This window comes from Flavobacterium caeni (assembly GCF_900101895.1).
GTDB classification, from domain to species: domain Bacteria; phylum Bacteroidota; class Bacteroidia; order Flavobacteriales; family Flavobacteriaceae; genus Flavobacterium; species Flavobacterium caeni.
In genome coordinates, this window is sequence record NZ_FMVF01000074.1 from 1 (window position 1) to 1,098 (window position 1,098).

The 1,098-nt window shown below is 33.4% G+C and carries 1 protein-coding gene; it reads left to right on the top strand.

The window, feature by feature from the left end; genetic code table 11:
* Positions 1-132 precede the first annotated feature (132 nt).
* Entirely contained in the window at positions 133-888 is a 756-nt protein-coding gene (locus BLP55_RS16615; protein WP_091147561.1) for a hypothetical protein, read from the top strand.
* The last annotated feature ends 210 nt before the right edge of the window (positions 889-1,098 follow it).

A 1,098-nucleotide genomic window follows, 5' to 3' on the forward strand; every position in this document is an offset into this window, starting at 1 on the left:
TGGCCGGAACGTTTTAGTTTCACGAACTTTATTTATCTTCGGCAGAGAAAACTCAGTTTCGCTTTGGCGCGACCACGCAAATGCGCGAAACGTTATGGGCAATTGCACCAAAAAACAAACACTTGAGAACAAATGGAAGTTATCGTAATAATTATTTTAATAGTTTTTTTATACTACCAACTTAAAGTAAAACCGAAACGAGTTAACTCTATTCCCGTGAATAAATTTGACAAAATGGTACTCGATTCCGAACAACTTATTTCTACAAACGTTACTAAAGCTAAAAAATTTGCAGAAAAAAAAATCAGTCAATCTTATTTAACAAGCTGTAACTGGATTAGGCAAAACTCAAATAACGAAACATATACTTTCAGAAGTAACGGAGAATTATTGGTAAGTAAAAATGGAATCGTAGAAAGAAAGAAATATGAACTAATTATTGACAACAACAGTATTATTATTTCAAACAACTCAATAAGTGAAATGTATAATATTGTTTTGGTCAAAGATGACTTTTTACATCTTCATAGAATTTCAACAAATGAGATTTTAGTTTTCATGAATCAAACAAAGATAAAAGATGAAGTAAAATATCAAGCTGAGAAAAATTATAACCAATTTATTTCTGCACATACTGAATCTGATAAAGTACGATCTGATTTCGAAGCAATTCAAAATGATCCAGATATAGAAAGCTTGTGTTATTCATTTCAAAAAAGTTGGGAAGAAGATAATCCAAGCAAAACTATTTATGATTATGTAGCTTTTCTCGAAAACAAACATTTTTATTCAGATTATTTATTCAGTCAATGGAAAGAAAATATCCCTGAAGGAACTCTGACAGAATATGTTGATTTTCTCATTTATAAAAAGTACATAAAAAAGTAATCTCAGCAACAGCCCATAACCGCCGTTTCAAGCCATTGCCGAGATTTGGGTAAGTTGGATGTTCGGTTTTCACGAACATTGTTTATCTTCGGCAGAGAGAACTCAGTCCGCTCTGATCGGCAACGTCGTGAAGCGGCCTAACGTTGCACGAAAACGCCGAGGGAAACCCGGAAATGATCGCGCAGAATCCACTTCCTTATCCAATCTTTG